This window comes from Rhizobium sp. FY34, from assembly GCF_005222845.1.
In the GTDB taxonomy this organism is placed as follows: Bacteria; Pseudomonadota; Alphaproteobacteria; order Rhizobiales; family Rhizobiaceae; genus Neorhizobium.
Genome location: NZ_STFZ01000036.1, coordinates 420,070 through 435,586 on the forward strand (window position 1 = coordinate 420,070; position 15,517 = coordinate 435,586).

A 15,517-nucleotide genomic window follows, 5' to 3' on the forward strand; every position below is an offset into this window, starting at 1 on the left:
CGAAATCAGAACAACCGCTCGCGGACATAGACCGTATCGCCGGCAAGAATCGGGCTGGCAATCGGCGTGCGACCGGTGATGACAGTGCCGTTGATGCGTCGGGTCACGTCGATATCGCGGCGATTGCCGCGGGCGGTGAAGCCGCCGGCAATGGCAACGGCATTCTGCGCTGTCATGCCCGGCACATAGGAATACTGGCCGGGGCGTCCAACTTCGCCCATGACGAAGACAGGGCGGTAGCGATCAACCTCGATCGTCACGTCCGGATCGCGCAGATAGCCCTTCTTCAATTGCGTGGCGATGGCGCCTTCAAGGCTTGCCAGCGTCTGGCCGCGTGCCGGCACCTGGCCGATCAGCGGGAAGGAAATATAGCCGGCCTGGTCTACCGTATAGGTATTGGACAGGCTTGGCTGTTCGAACACCGCCACCCGCAGCCGGTCGCCGCTATCGAGACGATAGGGTTGCAGGCTTGCCTGGCTGAACGATTTCGGCGCCGGCTGTGTGGATGCGCACCCAGCCAGACCCGCCATAACACAGGCGGTCAGGACCAATGACATCGGGGATTTGCGTCGTGCGAATGTCATCCGCGCGGAACTCCGGCTCAAGAAACCAACTGACGCTGTTATCGGTCCGTTAGGGTTAATGGCTGGTAAAGATAGGACACTGAAACATGTTTTCTTGCCACTTTACGTAACGACAGGGCTTTTCATCTGCCGTTAACGTCACGCTTACCATGATCCTTTACGGTTCCATGTTAAGGTCACAAGTGGAGCAGGCCATGTCAGGCGTAAGCGGCAATCAGGATGCGGATATCGATATTGGTCAGCTGTTTGCGGCCGTCTGGGATCGGCGGCGCACCATCCTGGCCACCACCGCGATTGTCGGTGTTCTTGCCTTTGTCGGCGCAAGCTTCATGACGCCTGATTTCAAGGCCGAGACACGCATTCTGATCGAGGCGCGTGGAACCAATATTGCCGGGCAGGAGCCGCAGGGCGCCAATGAGCCGGTGCTCGACCAGTATAATATTGTCAGCCAGGCGCAGATCCTGCAGTCGGCGGATCTCATCCAGCAGGTGGCGCGGGATCTGAACCTCAGCGCGCTGAAGGAGTTCGATCCAGACGCCCATTCGTCTCTGCCCAATCTGCTCGTGCTTCTGGGTCTGAAGCCGGATCCGATGAATCTTCCCTCCGATGAGCGGGTGATCAAGACATTCCGCGAGAAGCTGCAGGTCTATCCCGTCGAAGGATCGCGCGTTATCGCCATTGAAATGGCGTCGGAAGATCCAAAGCTTGCCGCAGCCATCCCCAACCGCATGGCCGAGGTCTATCTGACCATGCAGAGCGGAGCAAAGCTCGGCACCCACACCGACGCCACCCGCTGGCTGGAGCCGGAAATTGCAACTCTGCGTGACCGCGTGCGCGAGGCCGAACAGAAGGTGGCCGATTACCGCACCTCCGCCGGGCTTTTCCAGTCGGGCGAAAATACCAGCTTTTCCTCCCAGCAGTTGAACGATATTTCAGCCGAGCTTGCTCGCGTGCGCGGCGAACGCGCCAATGCCGAAGCGCGGGCTGAAAATGTCCGCGCCGCGCTGAAATCCGGCCGCAACTCCGATACGCTCGGCGATGTCGTCGGTTCGGCCATGATCCAGCGCCTGAAGGAAACCGAGGCCAATGTGCAGGCCGAGATTGCCCAGGCATCGATTGCTCTGATGGATGGCCATCCGCGCCTGAAAGGCCTTCGCGGCCAGCTCTCCGGCATCCGCCAGCAGATCGAGGCCGAAACCCGCAAGATCCTCGGCAGCCTGGAAAGCGAGGCCAATGTCGGCAAGCTGCGGGAAACCCAGCTGATGGCGCAGTTGAACGGCCTGAAGGCCGATTCGGCCCGCTCCGGTGACGAAGAAGTCGGCCTACGGGCGCTCGAGCGGGAAGCCACGGCGCAGCGGCAGTTGCTGGAAACCTATCTCGCCCGCTACCGCGAGGCATCTTCGCGCGTCGATCCCAATTCGACGCCTGCGGATGCGCGCATCGTTTCGACCGCAATCGATCCGGTGGAGCCCTATTTCCCGAAGATCATTCCGATCACCATTGTCATGACGCTCGCCGCTCTCATCCTGCATGTGATCGGCATCATTGTCGCGGCCCTGTTCAGCGGTCGAGGCCTTCGCGCGTCCGATCGCCGCGAGGAAGAGGTAATCGAGGCAGGCGATGCCGTTTCGCCAGCCATGGCGCTCCAGGCGCTGCCGCCGGTCATGCCGGCAGCCGTGCAACAGTCGCTGCCTGTGGCTGAACTGGGCGAGGATGAGCGGCAGGAATTCACCCGTCAGGTGGAGCGCGATCTTGCGGCTCTGAAACGTCCAGTCGGGCAGGTGCCGCCCGGCGACGTCGATGTGCCGCGACCGGACATCGTCATCGATGATGCCGGGGCAGAGGCGGAAACACCGCCCTCTGCCGTGGCTGCGATCGACAAAGAGGATGCCGATGCACTGGCCTCCGGCTCAGCGGCGCTCAGCCTTGAGGCGGTGCGCGACTATCTTCTGCGCCGCGGCAGCCCGCTTGCCGTTCTGGTCTCGCCCACCGGCGATGAGGGCTCGACGGCCAGCGTTCTTCTTGCCCGCGAGATTGCCGAGGCCAATCGCAGCGTGGTGCTGATCGATATGACCGGTTCGGCCTGCCCGACACGGCTGATGGCGGACAATACCAGACTGCCCGGCATTACCGATCTTCTGTGCGGCACGACGCCATTCGGCGAGACGATCCATCCTGACCGACTGTCGGATGCGCATATCATTCCGCAGGGCATGGCCGATGCGGCGCAGGCCATGCGCGGTATCGAGCGCCTCGGCATGGTTCTCGATGCGCTTGCCGGGACCTATGACGTGGTTCTGGTGGAATGCGGCAATGCCGATGTGCGCAGTCTCGAGCGGCTGACCCGTGGCGCGAAAGCGGAGGTCATCCTGTCGCTGCCGAAGATCAGCAGCGAGGATATTGCCGAGCTGACTGCCGAATACGAGACGGCGGGCCATGAAAACGTGCTGGTCATGTCGTCTTCGCTGAACGATCGGCCAACCGCCAGCGGTCGTTACGCTGCCTGACCTTCTGTAAAGACGCCGGGCGCCACACCTGGCTCGATCTCTTCGATCAATCCTCGCCCCGTTCCGTCACCGGATCGGGGCGATTGTCTCTTGCGGCAAATATCTGCCCGGAGCGCAGGCGCTGGAGACGGCGGTAGAGGAGGGGGCGGCGCTTGATGGCGGCGGTCGCCCGGCTTGCGGCCACATGGCCGAGCGTGGCGATGCGGCCGATCAGTGAAATGGGGATCATGATATCGCGATGCCGCGTTTCGACGGGACACCAGCTGCGTTTGTAGAGCTGGTCGCCAATGCCGAAATTGAAAACCCGGTAGCCCTCAGCGCAGGCCTTTTCGATCATCAGCCAGAACAGCAGCTCGCCGGGGCTTGCATCGGGAACCCGGCTCTCGTCGATCGAGCCGAACTGGCAGATGATCTGGTCGCCAAGAGAGGTGATGCCGGCAATGGCGGCAATCGCGCCTTCGCCGCCGGCCTTCAGGCGAATGGCCTGCAGCGCCAGCGGATGGTCACGACCACGCGGTTCACTGTCGATCAGCGCGTGGAAGACGCGCTGTACGGTGGGATCGATAAAGGCATCCGGCAGGCCCTGCGCCTCGAAGCGGATGCGCTTTTGCGCAAAAAACAGATCGAGCAGATCATGGCGTTCCTGGGCGGTGGCCGGCAGATAGAGTTCATAGCCGCCCATGTCTTCCAGGCGCCGTGTCTGGGTGCGGAATTTCTTGCGCCGGCGCTTGGCATTCAGCTGGGAAAGCGTTGCCTCGAAGCTCGGCAGCAGCGGTAGCTGGAAGGATGCATTCGGATGGTCGAAATGGGCAAGGTCAGCCAGCGGGTGGCGATGCAGGGCCCAACTTTCCGGCAGCATGTCGAGCAGCAGGAGATCGGCCCGGCCTGACAGGCAATGGCGGATCTTGTCCGCCAGATCCTGTTGCTCGTGAACCGATAGCTGCAGCGCCGGGTCAAAAAGCCCGGTGTTCAGGTTGTTGAAACGTCCGCCGGGAAAGCGTGCGGTGCGCACGCCCAAGCGCGTGACGATCTCCAGCGGTAGCATCATCACCACCTGGTTTGCCTGGCGCCCGATGATGACAAGCGGTTCCTGCCCCTGCACGGTGGCCCAGCTGCGGCACCAGTCATAGCCCTGATGCGGCGAACTGGCGGGGCATTGCTCCAGGCGTCGCCAGTCATCCTCGATGGTGGCAAGATCACGTGTCAGCGACAGCGTCAGGGGCACCTGCGCCGGTGCCGAAGTCTGTGCCGCAACGGGACAGGACTGCGCATCGTTGATGCGTGCCTCGATGTCTCCCGGATTGATCGCCTTGCCCATGCCTTGCACGCTGTGTTTCCTCGCTTTCGCGCTTTAGGCTAGCCTCTGATGTCGCAACAAGCCGTTTACACGCCCGGCGCGCAGAGATGGCCTTCGTGCAGCATGGTAAAGAGCGTATTAGCGCCGCTCGGGTTTCGGGCCGGCCATCCACTTGATGATCACCATGGCCGGCAGGATCCATAGCATGCCGGACAGGCCGAAATAGAGAAGATGCACCCACCAGGGCGAGGCTGACAGCGCCAGCGATGCAATGGTGGTCGCCAAAAGCGCATAGAGCAGCACAAGCACGATGATAAGGATCGTGCCGATGAATTTCTTCAGCCGTAGGGGCATGATGGTCCTCCCAGATGATGACGTATCGAGGCACCGCGACGGCATGCCGCAAACCGCAAGGGCTTGTTTTGCACGGGCGCCTGATGCAAATCAACGGTGTTATACCAAGTGTCTATGATAGAAACCGATTGCGCCGGAGCGCTTTTGCCTCCCGGACGTTGTCGAAAATCCTCGCCGGACCGATACGGCATTGTTGATAAATGTCAGGAGATGAAATGGCGACGACGGATGCAATTGTCTTGAGTGGTCAAGAGACCAGTCGCAGGATCGACCAGAACCGCACACTGCTCCGGCGCTGGCTGCAACTTGTCATTCTCACGCTCGTCTGTCTCGTGGTGGTTGGCGGCGCAACGCGGCTGACCGATTCCGGTCTCTCCATCACCGAGTGGAAGCCGATCCATGGCGTCATCCCGCCGCTCAGCGTGGCAGAGTGGGAGGAGGAACTTCAACTCTACCGGCAAATCCCCCAGTACCAGCAGATCAATCGCGGCATGTCGCTCGATGAGTTCAAGACGATCTTCTGGTGGGAATGGGGCCATCGCCTGCTGGCGCGCATGATCGGGCTGATCTTTGCACTGCCGCTGGTGTTTTTCTGGGCGACAGGCCGCGTCGAGAAAAGGCTGCGACTGCCGCTGGTCGGGCTTCTGGCGCTGGGCGGTTTCCAGGGTTTTATCGGCTGGTGGATGGTGTCTTCCGGGCTTTCGGTGCGCACCGATGTATCACAATATCGGCTGGCCACGCATCTGACGATCGCCTGCCTGATCTTTTCGGGCTGTGTGTGGATCATGCGCGGGCTGACCCGGCAGATCCAGGATCAGCCGCCGAGCCGGCATTCCTATCTGGCGGCAGGCGGTCTTGCCTTCCTCGCTCTGTTCCAGATCTATCTCGGCGCGCTGGTGGCCGGTCTCGATGCGGGCTTTTCCTACAATACCTGGCCGCTGATGGATGGCGCGCTTGTGCCTGCCGATCTTTTCATCCAGCAGCCCTGGTGGATCAATCTGTTTGAAAATCCGAAGACGGTGCAGTTCGTCCACCGTTGCGGTGCCTATCTTCTGCTTGCCATGACATTTATCCACATGTGGCAATCCATGCGGCTGGCTCCTGGCTCAACTCATGCCCGCGGCGCCATGAAGCTGTTCGGTCTCGTCTGCCTGCAGGCGTCGATCGGCATTGTCACTCTTGTCGCCCATGTGCCGATTGAACTCGGCCTTCTGCATCAGGCCGGCGGCCTGATGGTGCTGGGCTATGCGGTTGCGCACTGGCGCGGCTTTTACGGCGAATTCAGGCGCGATGCAGCCGCGCCTGTCGCTTAAAGCTTAGCCGAAGCGAAAGCCGGAATAGGGCTTTCCGAGGAAATCTGTCGTGAAGACGCGGGCGCCCTGATCCCTGCCGGCCGCGCCGGCTGCAACAAACAGCGGCACCAGATGGTCATGGTCCGGCACATGGCAGGCCAACGCATCCGGGTTCTGGTCCCATTGTGCAAGACGCTGCGCACGTGTTTGTGGATCGGCTTCCGACACAGCCTGCGCCAGCCAATCGTCGAAGCGCACCGCCTGGGCCACATGGTCCGGCTCTGCTTTGCGAAACATCGGCATGTTGTGATAGGTCATGCCGGACGCGATGATCAGCACATCCTCGTCGCGCAGCGGCTCCAGCGCCTTGCCGATAGCGATATGGCTTTCCACATCCAGCGTATCTTTCAGCGAAATCATCGTCAGTGGCACATCGGCGTCCGGATAGATCAGCATGAAAGGAATGAAGACGCCGTGGTCGAAACCGCGACTGTCATTTTCCGCCGAATCGATCCCGGCTTGCGCAAGCAGCTGGCGAGCGCGGGCGGCAAGGTCCAGCGAGTTTTTCGCTGGATAGGAAAGCTCATAGGTGTGCGGCGGAAAGTTGTAGTAATCAAACAGCATGCCGGGCTGTGGTGCGGTGCTCAGCGTCGGCACCGGCTCTGTTTCCCAGTGGCCGGACACAACCAGCACAGCCTTGGGCCGCCGGCCGATTTCGGCATCCAGCCCGCGCAGGAAGCCGGCAAGCTCATCCCAGGGGCCGCGCCCGGCTGCATTCTTCGGAAACTCCATGAACGGCCAGGGGCCGCCGCCATGGGGAATGAAATAAACGGGAAATCTCTGCGTCATGGCCAATCCACCCTATTTGATAGGGGGAGACTAGCAAGATTGGTTGTTATGCGAAATATGGACGATGCGCGACAAATCGTTCAGTAAAAATGAACGACCTGCCGCGCATCATTACGTTTGATGGCATCAGCCCATCACGCCGAGAGCATCAGGTCCATGTTCTGCACGGCTGCACCGGAGGCGCCCTTGCCGAGATTGTCGAGCGTGGCGACCAGATTGATATGCGCACCGGTGCCGAACACGTAGATCTTCATCCGGTCTTCGCCCACCAGTTCTTCCGCATCGATACGCGGCAGCTTGGCGCTGTCGGCGAGCGGCACGACGGTAACGATGTCCTGCCCGGCATAATGCGCCACAAGCGCTGCATGAATGCTCTCGACAGTCGTTCCGTCCGACAGATCATCGAGGAACAGCGGCACCTGCACGATCATGCCCTGGGCAAAGCGGCCGACCGAAGGCGCAAACAGCGGCGCGCGGTCGAGCAGGCCATGGATTGTCATTTCCGGCACATGCTTGTGCTTCAGCGTCAGGCCATAGAGGAAATTATTGGCCGCCAGATGCTCCGGATGGCTCTTGTCTTCCATCTGCGCGATCAGCTGCTTGCCGCCACCCGTATAACCGGAAACGGCATTGACCGAGACCGGATAGCCATCGGGCAGGATGCCGGATGCACGCAGCGGGCGGATGAGGCCGATGGCGCCGGTCGGATAGCAGCCGGGATTGGCGACATAGCGGGCGGCGCGGATCTTTTCGGCCTGCGCTGCATCCATTTCGGCAAAGCCATAGGCCCAGTCTGGCGCAACGCGATAGGCCGTGGACGTATCGATGATCCGCACCCGGTTATTGCCAGACAGCATCGACACGGCCTCCTTCGACGCATCGTCCGGCAGGCAGAGGATGGCGATATCGGCGCTGTTCAACAGGTCTTCGCGCAGGGCAGGATTGCGGCGTTCCGCTTCGGGTATGGACAGAAGCTCTACGTCGCGGCGGCTGGCCATGCGGGTGCGGATTTGCAGTCCCGTGGTGCCGTGTTCGCCATCGATGAAGATTTTCGCGCTCATATCATTGTTCCGAAACGTCAGAGGGTTAGCCGGTGCAGCGGAATCATCTTATCCGCTTCATGATTCAGTTTGTTAACGGGCCGCAGCCATCCGCTCGGCCTTGAGGCCCAGCATATACATTGCGATGGTCGCACCGGCAATGGCCGTGATATCGGCGTTGTCGTAAGCGGGGGCGACCTCCACCACGTCGGAGCCGCGAATGTCGAGGCCTCCGAGCTTGCGCAGCACCGAGAGGATCTTGGCTGAGGAGGGGCCTCCCGCCACCGGCGTTCCGGTGCCCGGCGCAAAGGCCGGATCGAGGCAGTCGATATCGAAGGTGAGATAGCAGGCCGCCGTCCCGACATGATCGAGGATCGCATCGGCAATCGCCTGCGCGCTCATGTCCTCGACCTCATGCCCAAGCAGAATGCGGATGCCGAAATCCTCCGGCGCCTGCGTGCGTATGCCGATCTGGATCGAGCGGGATGCGTCGATGACGCCTTCGCGCACGGCACGCGCCACAAAGGAGCCGTGGTCAATGCGCGCGCCGTCATCATCCCAGGTGTCCTGGTGGGCATCGAAATGCACAAGCGCCAGCGGCCCATGTCTGGCGGCATGGGCTTTGAGAAGCGGCCAGGTGACGAAGTGATCGCCGCCAAGACCCAGAAGATAGGCGCCGGATGCAATGATCTCCAAGGCTACGCTTTCGATCCGCGCCGGCGTTTCCTGATGTCTGCCATAGTCGAGCAGCACGTCGCCATAATCGATCACCGCCATCCGTTCGAAAAGATCGCGGGCAAACGGATATTGCGGATCATTGTCGAAGATCGCCGACGCCCGGCGGATCGCCTGCGGCCCGAAACGGGCGCCGGGCCGGTTGGAGGTGGCTGCATCGAAGGGAATGCCCAGCACCACCGCATCCACGTCGGTCAGATCCTTGCCGTAGCGGCGGCGCATGAAGGACAGCGCTCCGGCATAGGTGGGGTCGCTGGCTGCGCTGCGCAGGGAGGGTGCCGTAAAGGCATGGTCGATGGATTTGGACGGCATGGCCTGTTCTTCTGTCTTGTTACTGAAAGCGGAGGTTTCGGTGCCCGGAATGGGCTGAGAGTTGCATCCAGAGATCGCCTGCTCAAGTGTAAATGTCGCAGCCAAAGATAAACACGCAAAAGATGTGCCTTGCACACTGGTGTCGGGCTCGGCTTATGTGTTAGTTTTCTTTTATAAGAGTGTCTTGAAGTATATCTCTTACCCGTCGATCGAAACAATCCTGACTGCGTAGATGCAATCGGGGACGCGCGATACTGTCCACAGTCGTTCTCAGAGTCTTCGCATGCCCTCGGCTCCAAGGTCACGCCTTTGACCGGACTGCGGCCTGTATGAACAGCAACCATGAAGATGGAGTTGGAAATGTGTGTTGATTGCATGAAACTGAGCCGGCGCGGTCTGTTTTCGCTGGCCGCCGGCGCTGCATTGGCCGGTGGTCTTGCCACCATGTCCGGCCTTGGAAGCCCGGCTGCGGCCAAAACAGAGCTGACGCCGGATCAGGCTATTGAGAGGCTGAAGGCTGGCAACCGCAAGTTCGTCGAGGCTCCGCAACTGTGCGAGAGCAATCTTGCTGAAAACCGCGCCCTGACGGCCAAGGGCCAGTCGCCTTACGCAACGATTGTCGGTTGTGCCGATAGCCGCGTCAGCCCCGAGCTGATTTTCGGCGGCGTTGGTGCTGGCGAACTCTTCATCTGTCGCAATGCCGGCAATATTGCCGATGACGATGTGCTGGGCTCGATCGAATATGCCGTTGAGCATCTCGGTTGCCCGACGATCATGGTGCTGGGTCATTCTCGTTGCGGCGCCGTCTCTGCCGCCTGCGACGTGGTGGGGAAGTCAGCAAGCTTTCCCGGCCATATCGGCACGATGCTGGAGCCTATCATTGTCTCCGCCCGTGCAATGGCTGGAATGCCGGGCGACTATGTCGATAATGTCGTGCGTGAAAATGCGCGCCACAGCGCCGGCGTCATCCTCTCAAGCAGCCATATCGTCGCTGAAAAAGTGGCTAAGGGCGAAGTGAAGATCGTCTATGGTCGCTACGACCTGGAAAGCGGCGCCGTCGATTTCCTCGGCTGACGCACACGATAGGGACGAAGGCCGCAAAAGGCCTTCGTCCCTATCGTGCAAATCCATAGGCTCGCTCGACGCGCGCCACACGAACCTGAAACGCCTCATACCAGCGTTCGCGTCCGATCCTCTGTGCTGCGGCATGCGCCACGATGGCCTTCCAGGCCACAATGCTGTCTTCATCTCGCCAGTAGGAATTGGTGATGCCGAAGCCATCGGTGCCGCGCGCACTCTCCACGCCGAGAAAACCGGGCTGTTCGGCGGCAAGCTGCACCATGGAATCAGCCATCGCGCCATAGCCGTGATCACCTTCGGTGCGACAGGATGAAAAGGTAACGACGTAATAGGGCGGATCAGGCAGATCTGCGAAGGCGGAATTCATCACGGTTGTCCCCTCGGTCCTTCGGATGGAATATCAGCCCTTATGAGACGAGCGGCGTGGCATGACAAATCGCGTTTTTTGATGCCAGGATCAAAAAAAGAAAAGCGGAACGCAGGGAATAAATCAAGCGGCCGCAGAAACGAAAAAGGCGGAGCCGAAGCCCCGCCTGATCCTTGTCATATCCGATAGTCCAGCGATTAACGCTTGGAGAACTGGAACGAACGACGGGCTTTCGCCTTGCCGTACTTCTTACGTTCAACAACGCGGCTGTCGCGGGTCAGGAAGCCACCCTTCTTCAGAACAGAGCGCAGGCCCGGTTCGAAGTAGGTGAGTGCCTTGGAAATGCCGTGACGAACAGCACCGGCCTGGCCGGACAGACCGCCGCCAGCAACCGTTGCGATCACGTCGAACTGACCCGTGCGGGCAGCGGCAACAACCGGCTGCTGCAGGATCATCTGCAGCACAGGACGGGCGAAGTATGCCGAGAAGTCCTTGCCGTTGACGATGATCTTGCCGGAACCAGCCTTGACCCAAACGCGGGCAACGGCGTTCTTACGCTTGCCGGTCGCATAGGAGCGGCCCAGTGCATCGACCTTGCGGACGTGAACCGGAGCCTGGGTTTCGGTCGCCGAAGCGAGATCCTTCAGGGAGGAGAGATCGGCCATGATCAGGCGCTCCTTACGTTCTTGCTGTTCAGCGATGCAACGTCGAGGGCGACGGGCTGCTGTGCTTCATGGGGATGGTTCGAGCCGGCGTATACGCGCAGGTTCTTCATCTGGCGACGGCCGAGCGGGCCACGCGGAATCATGCGCTCAACGGCCTTCTCGACGACGCGCTCCGGAAAGCGGCCTTCCATGATGGCGCGTGCGGTACGCTCCTTGATGCCACCCGGATAACCGGTGTGCCAGTAGTACTTCTTGTCGGTGTACTTGTTGCCGGTGAAAACAACCTTGTCGGCATTGATGACGATGACATTGTCGCCGTCGTCAACGTGGGGCGTGTAGGTTGCCTTGTGCTTGCCGCGCAGACGCGTGGCAATAACAGTGGCGAGACGACCAACGACGAGACCTTCGGCGTCAATCACGATCCACTTCTTCTCCACCTCGGCGGGCTTCTGTACGAAGGTAGACATAATGTGCTCTCTTCTTGATAAATCCCGAGCGAGGCGAACCCCAACCGCGGGCGTTTTTTGTTGCTTGATAGTAGCCTTGACGGCCTTTTCGGTGCGCACCCTTTTTCAAAGCTGTGCAGCCTGCCGGGCTTATACGGATGGGCTGATGTGCCGTCAAGACGGGCAGATTTGAGGGGTTCAGAAATAACCTATTGAAATCATGATCTTAGTTGTGTGGTTTTTCGATACCACATAAATTTCTGCCGAAATCCCGATGGCCGCGCCTGCGAAACCAGCGGTTTTTGCATCGGTCCTAGCGCATACCGAAACAACCTTCTTCCAGGAAGCTGTCGCAATCGGCAGGATCTGGCCGTTTCTCGCAATGCTGCACGGGGCATTTGCCCATGTCCCTGGTCGGGACGGTGGAGGATTTGGCATATTCACCGGAAAAGCATAGCCGGTCGGAGACGACATAGCGGTCATAGAGCGTCACGCCCGTGCGGCCTGGGTAGCGCAGGATGGCGGCGCCTTCCCGTGCGATGACCCCTTGGACCTCGGCGCAGGTCATGGCTGGGGAAGTGTAGCGGGAAATGTTTTGCGCCTGCGCCGGCGCGCCAACGAAAGGCGCCAGGCCAAGGGCCGCGCAAAGGACTGGGCCGAGGGTTCGAGGAAAACCAAGCATCTTAACTGTTCCTTTAAAGGACCTAAAACTCAAAGAGTGCAAACTATGTTATGGCCAAGTGCCAATCCGGGAGGAAGTAGCGATGAATCACGATCGATACGACGACGGTTATATTGCGAGTGTCCTGAAAACAGTCAAAACGGTAGCACTTCTCGGTGCGTCCCCCAAGCCGGTGCGCCCAAGCCATGGCGTGATGGGGTTCCTTCTGTCCAAGGGCTATCATGTCATCCCGGTCAATCCGGGGCAGGCTGGCAAGACCATTCTCGGTCAGACCGTCTATGGCCGGCTGTCCGATATCAGTGAGCCGATCGACATGGTGGATGTGTTCCGTGCCTCGGAGCATATGCAAGAGGTGATGGAGGAGGTTCTGGCGCTGGGTATCCCGCCCAAGGTGATCTGGACCCAGCTTGGTGTGCGCGACGATGCCGCCGCAGCAAAAGCCGAGGCGGCAGGCATTCAGGTCGTGCAGGATCGCTGTCCCGTCATCGAGTATCCGCGGCTTCTCGGCCACCATTGAGGTCTGCCGGCAGCGTCACGCCATCAGTCACGCAGCTGCGGCGGCTCTGAGCGCATGGCTGTGAGGACCGGGGCATTGCCACAGTAATCGGCAAAATTCACCGGCGCCGTGCCCTGGTCCAGGTCATGGTGGCAGCGCCCCTTGTCCTGACAGGTGGCGCAGGTCACCTGCATGTCGCGGAACAGGTCCGGCCGGTGTGCCTGGAGGTCCGCCGGATCGATCCGCAGCGCCTTCAGCATCTCGATCATCTCGTCGGCGCCATGGCGTCCGGCCCGCACCACCTCGATCAGGGTCTCGACGCTGACGCTGCAATCCTGTGCCAGCTGGCGGCGGCTTTCCGGGTCGAGATTGGCCAGCACCCTTTCGTCCTCATTGCGCATGCGCAGATCGGAATACCAATCGACGAGCTGCTTTCCGACGCGTTGTGCAAGATGGGATTTGGCATCGTTCATGGTCATGGATCTGCTCCGAGGCGTGTGGGACGAGACAAGCATGCCAGAGGCGGACGCTGGCACCTTGATCCTGGTCAAATGACCGAAGTCAGACATTCCCCAATCATCTCGGACAGGGGCAAGATTTTCCCCGGTCGCGCCAGCTTCGGCCTCATCACCTGCTGTGCGCCGTCACAATCGCTCTCTATAGTCGCCTCCAAGCTGACAGGTTCAGCCGCGACCAAAAACGACAGGGAGGATATGTCATGAGCAACCACAACCCCGGATTTTCGACGCTTGCCATCCATGCCGGCGCCGCACCCGATCCGACGACGGGCGCGCGCACCACGCCGATCTACCAGACGACATCCTTCGTCTTCGAAAATGCCGATCATGCCGCCGCACTGTTTGGCCTGCAGCAGTTCGGCAATATCTATACCCGCATCATGAATCCCACCCAGGCCGTGCTGGAAGAGCGCGTGGCGGCGCTGGAAGGCGGCACCGCCGCCCTCGCGGTTGCCTCGGGCCATGCCGCGCAGATGCTGGTCTTCCACACGATCATGAAACCGGGCGCCAATTTCGTCGCAGCCCGCAGGCTCTATGGCGGCTCGATCAACCAGTTCGGCCATGCGTTCAAGAATTTCGGCTGGGAGGTGCGCTGGGCCGATCCGGCAGATCCGGCAAGCTTTGCCGCTGCCGTGGACGAAAACACCCAGGCCTTCTTCATCGAGAGCCTTGCCAATCCCGGCGGTACCTTCGTTGATATCGCCGCCATTGCCGAGGTGGCGCATGGCCACGGCCTGCCGCTCATCGTTGATAACACCATGGCTAGCCCCTATCTGGTGCGGCCGCTGGAGCATGGTGCCGATATCGTCATCCATTCCCTGACGAAATTCCTCGGCGGTCATGGCAATTCCATGGGCGGCATTCTGGTGGATGGCGGCACGTTCGACTGGTCGGCCTCGGGCCGCTATCCGATGCTGTCGGAACCGCGCCCGGAATATGCCGGCCTCGTGCTGCATCAGACCTTTGGCAATTTCGCCTTCGCCATCGCCTGCCGGGTGCTGGGCCTTCGTGATCTGGGGCCGGCCATTTCGCCCTTCAACGCTTTCATGATCTTGACCGGCATCGAAACCCTGCCGCTTCGCATGCAGCGTCATTGCGACAATGCCGCCACCGTTGCTGCCTGGCTCAAGGGGCATGACAAGGTCGCCTGGGTCAATTATGCGGGGCTTTCGGATGATCCGAACCATGCTCTGCAACAGCAATATTCGCCCAAGGGCGCCGGTGCCGTCTTCACCTTCGGCCTGAAGGGCGGTTATGAGGCGGGCAAGAACTTTGTCGAAGGGCTGACGCTGTTTTCGCATCTCGCCAATATCGGCGATACCCGCTCGCTCGTCATCCATCCGGCCTCGACCACCCATCGCCAGCTGACGCCAGAGCAGCTGGTGGCAGCCGGTGCCGGCCCGGATGTGGTGCGCCTCTCCGTCGGCATCGAGGATGTGGCAGACATTATCGCCGATCTGCAACAGTCGCTCGCCAAGATCTGAAGGACTGCGCCATGAGCCATGCCATCGCCTTTGACCTTTCCAGCATCGAGCCGGAGGAGGGCGCTCCGGCGCCCGACCGGCTGATCTCGGGAGATCCGACCTTCCGCACCTGGAATGTGGAGGAGGCCGATGGTGGGCTCTATGCCGGCGTCTGGGAATCGACGCCCGGCAAATGGCGGATATCCTATGACGAATGGGAATATTTCCACATTCTCGAGGGCTATTCGATCGTCACAGAGGATGGTGGCGAGCCGATCCACCTCAGAGCCGGAGACCGCCATATTCTCAGGCCCGGCTTCAAGGGAAGCTGGGAAGTGGTTGAAACGACAAGGAAGGACTACGTGATCCGGCTGTAAGGGCCGGGTTTCGTCAGGTGCGGGCCAGTACGCTGCTGGGGCAGTGTCTGGGCTCAGGGCGTGTGAAAGCTCAATATTCGCTCCAACAGTCCAGGAAAGCGGGCCTCGATATCGTCTTTGCGGATCGTGTTGATATTCTCGACGCCCTGTTTTTGAGTATTCACAAGGCCGGACTCGCGCAGGATACGCAGATGATTGGAGAGCGTTGAGCGCGGCATATCGGGGCAGGGCGCTACGGCTCCGCAATTTTGCCCGCATCCAGCCAGCCAGAGTCTTTGAACGATCGCTATACGCAGCGGATCGCCCAGCGCGGCCAAAATGGTAACCAGAGATATGTCTTCGCGGGCGGGATGAAAAAATTGTGCCATGAGGAAGGCTCTAGCACGGCAATTGACAGGTTTCAATATTTCGATAAAACCGAAATACGGAATTACGGTAATTCCGAAATATGGA

General features: G+C 60.4%; 18 protein-coding genes. 6 read left to right on the forward strand and 12 right to left on the reverse strand.

Annotated elements, in window-relative coordinates:
- Positions 1-5: 5 nt before the first annotated feature.
- The gene (locus tag E8M77_RS23190) at positions 6-557 is read right to left on the reverse strand and encodes a polysaccharide biosynthesis/export family protein (protein ID WP_246659382.1); all 552 of its coding nucleotides are present in this window, start codon (positions 555-557) and stop codon (positions 6-8) included.
- Between the two features lie 221 nt (positions 558-778).
- On the opposite strand from E8M77_RS23190, the gene E8M77_RS23195 reads away from it, so the two are divergent.
- Positions 779-3,091 carry a Wzz/FepE/Etk N-terminal domain-containing protein gene (locus E8M77_RS23195; RefSeq protein ID WP_137132970.1) on the forward strand — a complete coding sequence of 771 codons (2,313 nt, stop codon included), beginning with the start codon at positions 779-781 and terminating at the stop codon, positions 3,089-3,091.
- Between the two features lie 46 nt (positions 3,092-3,137).
- Here the strand turns inward: E8M77_RS23195 and E8M77_RS23200 are convergent, their stop codons facing one another.
- Both E8M77_RS23200 and E8M77_RS23205 read right to left on the reverse strand, forming a co-directional pair.
- Positions 3,138-4,409, reverse strand: a complete 1,272-nt coding sequence (locus E8M77_RS23200; RefSeq protein ID WP_246659383.1) for a GNAT family N-acetyltransferase — start codon at positions 4,407-4,409, stop codon at positions 3,138-3,140.
- A gap of 117 nt (positions 4,410-4,526) precedes the next feature.
- Positions 4,527-4,742 (reverse strand): DUF2842 domain-containing protein, encoded by a 216-nt coding sequence (locus E8M77_RS23205; RefSeq protein WP_137132972.1) that lies wholly within the window; start codon positions 4,740-4,742, stop codon positions 4,527-4,529.
- Between the two features lie 215 nt (positions 4,743-4,957).
- On the opposite strand from E8M77_RS23205, the gene E8M77_RS23210 reads away from it, so the two are divergent.
- Entirely contained in the window at positions 4,958-6,055 is a 1,098-nt protein-coding gene (locus tag E8M77_RS23210; protein WP_137132973.1) for a COX15/CtaA family protein, read from the forward strand.
- 3 nt (positions 6,056-6,058) lie between these two features.
- Here E8M77_RS23210 and E8M77_RS23215 read toward each other — a convergent pair whose 3' ends face one another.
- From E8M77_RS23215 to speB, 3 genes are all read right to left on the reverse strand, one after another.
- Positions 6,059-6,883, reverse strand: coding sequence for a class III extradiol ring-cleavage dioxygenase (locus tag E8M77_RS23215; RefSeq protein ID WP_137132974.1), 825 nt, complete (start codon positions 6,881-6,883; stop codon positions 6,059-6,061).
- Between the two features lie 134 nt (positions 6,884-7,017).
- A complete protein-coding gene (gene argC / locus E8M77_RS23220) occupies positions 7,018-7,944 on the reverse strand; it encodes an N-acetyl-gamma-glutamyl-phosphate reductase (protein ID WP_137132975.1) in 927 nt (308 codons plus the stop codon).
- A 72-nt stretch (positions 7,945-8,016) separates the two neighbouring features.
- Complete coding sequence (gene speB / locus E8M77_RS23225) at positions 8,017-8,970, reverse strand: agmatinase (RefSeq protein ID WP_137132976.1); 954 nt, start codon at positions 8,968-8,970, stop codon at positions 8,017-8,019.
- A gap of 360 nt (positions 8,971-9,330) precedes the next feature.
- Here speB and E8M77_RS23230 point away from each other — a divergent pair, with 360 nt between their 5' ends.
- On the forward strand, positions 9,331-10,044 hold the full coding sequence (locus tag E8M77_RS23230) for a carbonic anhydrase (protein WP_137132977.1): 714 nt from the start codon (positions 9,331-9,333) through the stop codon (positions 10,042-10,044).
- Positions 10,045-10,084: 40 nt separating this feature from the next.
- On the opposite strand, the gene E8M77_RS23235 is transcribed toward E8M77_RS23230, so the two are convergent.
- The 4 genes from E8M77_RS23235 to E8M77_RS23250 form a co-directional block, all read right to left on the reverse strand.
- The gene (locus tag E8M77_RS23235; protein ID WP_137132978.1) at positions 10,085-10,417 is read right to left on the reverse strand and encodes an antibiotic biosynthesis monooxygenase; all 333 of its coding nucleotides are present in this window, start codon (positions 10,415-10,417) and stop codon (positions 10,085-10,087) included.
- Between the two features lie 197 nt (positions 10,418-10,614).
- Complete coding sequence (gene rpsI, locus E8M77_RS23240) at positions 10,615-11,082, reverse strand: 30S ribosomal protein S9 (RefSeq protein WP_137132979.1); 468 nt, start codon at positions 11,080-11,082, stop codon at positions 10,615-10,617.
- Between the two features lie 2 nt (positions 11,083-11,084).
- The gene (gene rplM / locus E8M77_RS23245) at positions 11,085-11,549 is read right to left on the reverse strand and encodes a 50S ribosomal protein L13 (RefSeq protein ID WP_137132980.1); all 465 of its coding nucleotides are present in this window, start codon (positions 11,547-11,549) and stop codon (positions 11,085-11,087) included.
- A gap of 292 nt (positions 11,550-11,841) precedes the next feature.
- Positions 11,842-12,210 (reverse strand): hypothetical protein, encoded by a 369-nt coding sequence (locus E8M77_RS23250; protein WP_246659372.1) that lies wholly within the window; start codon positions 12,208-12,210, stop codon positions 11,842-11,844.
- 82 nt (positions 12,211-12,292) lie between these two features.
- Between E8M77_RS23250 and E8M77_RS23255 the strand changes: the two genes are divergently transcribed.
- The gene (locus E8M77_RS23255; protein ID WP_137132981.1) at positions 12,293-12,727 is read left to right on the forward strand and encodes a CoA-binding protein; all 435 of its coding nucleotides are present in this window, start codon (positions 12,293-12,295) and stop codon (positions 12,725-12,727) included.
- Between the two features lie 23 nt (positions 12,728-12,750).
- Here the strand turns inward: E8M77_RS23255 and E8M77_RS23260 are convergent, their stop codons facing one another.
- A complete protein-coding gene (locus E8M77_RS23260; protein ID WP_137132982.1) occupies positions 12,751-13,185 on the reverse strand; it encodes a DUF6455 family protein in 435 nt (144 codons plus the stop codon).
- 239 nt (positions 13,186-13,424) lie between these two features.
- Between E8M77_RS23260 and E8M77_RS23265 the strand changes: the two genes are divergently transcribed.
- Together E8M77_RS23265 and E8M77_RS23270 are read left to right on the forward strand one after the other, a co-directional pair.
- Positions 13,425-14,708 (forward strand): O-acetylhomoserine aminocarboxypropyltransferase, encoded by a 1,284-nt coding sequence (locus tag E8M77_RS23265; protein ID WP_137132983.1) that lies wholly within the window; start codon positions 13,425-13,427, stop codon positions 14,706-14,708.
- An 11-nt stretch (positions 14,709-14,719) separates the two neighbouring features.
- On the forward strand, positions 14,720-15,064 hold the full coding sequence (locus E8M77_RS23270; protein ID WP_137132984.1) for a cupin domain-containing protein: 345 nt from the start codon (positions 14,720-14,722) through the stop codon (positions 15,062-15,064).
- 53 nt (positions 15,065-15,117) lie between these two features.
- Here E8M77_RS23270 and E8M77_RS23275 read toward each other — a convergent pair whose 3' ends face one another.
- Positions 15,118-15,432: a helix-turn-helix domain-containing protein gene (locus tag E8M77_RS23275; protein ID WP_137132985.1), complete on the reverse strand. Its 315-nt coding sequence runs from the start codon at positions 15,430-15,432 to the stop codon at positions 15,118-15,120.
- Between the last annotated feature and the right edge of the window lie 85 nt (positions 15,433-15,517).

Bases quoted from the DNA above. Each gene is read 5' to 3' on its own strand.
- E8M77_RS23190 (WP_246659382.1), bottom strand. From the start codon at position 557: ATGTCATTGGTCCTGACCGCCTGTGTTATGGCGGGTCTGGCTGGGTGC.
- E8M77_RS23195 (WP_137132970.1), top strand. From the start codon at position 779: ATGTCAGGCGTAAGCGGCAATCAGGATGCGGATATCGATATTGGTCAG.
- E8M77_RS23200 (WP_246659383.1), bottom strand. From the start codon at position 4,409: ATGGGCAAGGCGATCAATCCGGGAGACATCGAGGCACGCATCAACGAT.
- E8M77_RS23205 (WP_137132972.1), bottom strand. From the start codon at position 4,742: ATGCCCCTACGGCTGAAGAAATTCATCGGCACGATCCTTATCATCGTG.
- E8M77_RS23210 (WP_137132973.1), top strand. From the start codon at position 4,958: ATGGCGACGACGGATGCAATTGTCTTGAGTGGTCAAGAGACCAGTCGC.
- E8M77_RS23215 (WP_137132974.1), bottom strand. From the start codon at position 6,883: ATGACGCAGAGATTTCCCGTTTATTTCATTCCCCATGGCGGCGGCCCC.
- argC (WP_137132975.1), bottom strand. From the start codon at position 7,944: ATGAGCGCGAAAATCTTCATCGATGGCGAACACGGCACCACGGGACTG.
- speB (WP_137132976.1), bottom strand. From the start codon at position 8,970: ATGCCGTCCAAATCCATCGACCATGCCTTTACGGCACCCTCCCTGCGC.
- E8M77_RS23230 (WP_137132977.1), top strand. From the start codon at position 9,331: ATGTGTGTTGATTGCATGAAACTGAGCCGGCGCGGTCTGTTTTCGCTG.
- E8M77_RS23235 (WP_137132978.1), bottom strand. From the start codon at position 10,417: ATGAATTCCGCCTTCGCAGATCTGCCTGATCCGCCCTATTACGTCGTT.
- rpsI (WP_137132979.1), bottom strand. From the start codon at position 11,082: ATGGCCGATCTCTCCTCCCTGAAGGATCTCGCTTCGGCGACCGAAACC.
- rplM (WP_137132980.1), bottom strand. From the start codon at position 11,549: ATGTCTACCTTCGTACAGAAGCCCGCCGAGGTGGAGAAGAAGTGGATC.
- E8M77_RS23250 (WP_246659372.1), bottom strand. From the start codon at position 12,210: ATGCTTGGTTTTCCTCGAACCCTCGGCCCAGTCCTTTGCGCGGCCCTT.
- E8M77_RS23255 (WP_137132981.1), top strand. From the start codon at position 12,293: ATGAATCACGATCGATACGACGACGGTTATATTGCGAGTGTCCTGAAA.
- E8M77_RS23260 (WP_137132982.1), bottom strand. From the start codon at position 13,185: ATGACCATGAACGATGCCAAATCCCATCTTGCACAACGCGTCGGAAAG.
- E8M77_RS23265 (WP_137132983.1), top strand. From the start codon at position 13,425: ATGAGCAACCACAACCCCGGATTTTCGACGCTTGCCATCCATGCCGGC.
- E8M77_RS23270 (WP_137132984.1), top strand. From the start codon at position 14,720: ATGAGCCATGCCATCGCCTTTGACCTTTCCAGCATCGAGCCGGAGGAG.
- E8M77_RS23275 (WP_137132985.1), bottom strand. From the start codon at position 15,432: ATGGCACAATTTTTTCATCCCGCCCGCGAAGACATATCTCTGGTTACC.